Annotated in this window: 1 pseudogene; it reads left to right on the top strand. The window is 41.2% G+C overall.

Annotated features, from left to right (window positions below):
* Positions 1-691, top strand: a pseudogene (locus C9E89_RS23615) (host specificity factor TipJ family phage tail protein); the annotation flags it as partial.

Genomic DNA, 691 nt, shown 5'->3' with positions numbered 1-691 from the left:
TGAGTTCACTCGGATTTATCACGGTTCAGTTGCACGGCAGAATGATGTAACACCGATCGATGAGCGAGGATTTAGAAATCTACAGGCATTAGATGGCGAGTTCTATGTTGTGATTCGCTCTGGTGTAATGGCGGTGGATGATATTATTATGCTTGTGGTGATGGCTATCACCGCAGCATTCAGCATCTACACATACATGACGATGCCGAAGCCGCAAAACCAGTCGCCACAATCACCCAACAATGACCTTGCTTCACGACAAAACCAAATCCGCTTAAATGGGCGTATACCTGATATTTACGGCACTTTACTTTCATATCCTGACTTAATTTCTGTGACTTATACGTTTTATAATGAAAAAGGTGTGGAAGTAGAGCGCTCATTATTATGTATAGGTCGTGGTTATTATCAGATCCACAACATGAAAGACGCGGAAACTGAAGTGAGTGATATACCTGGTACTTCTATATCAGTTTACGATCCATACACAGACATTATCGGCACACCAATTTATCAAAATGGACGCACATTCACTGATACACCAATGGCTGTAGCAATTTCCGATTCAATCACAGGACAAGTGTTGGATGCGCCAAATCGACAGCAACTCGAAAGTACAGATGTATATTTTACAGCGGATGGTTATATTCGCTTAAAGTCATGGTCTTTTGTAGATGAATTTCAACCTAAT

This window comes from Acinetobacter sichuanensis (assembly GCF_003024515.2).
Classification (GTDB): domain Bacteria; phylum Pseudomonadota; class Gammaproteobacteria; order Pseudomonadales; family Moraxellaceae; genus Acinetobacter; species Acinetobacter sichuanensis.
The sequence above is the reverse complement of the archived record's forward strand: the minus strand, read 5'-3'. Positions and strand labels throughout refer to the sequence as shown.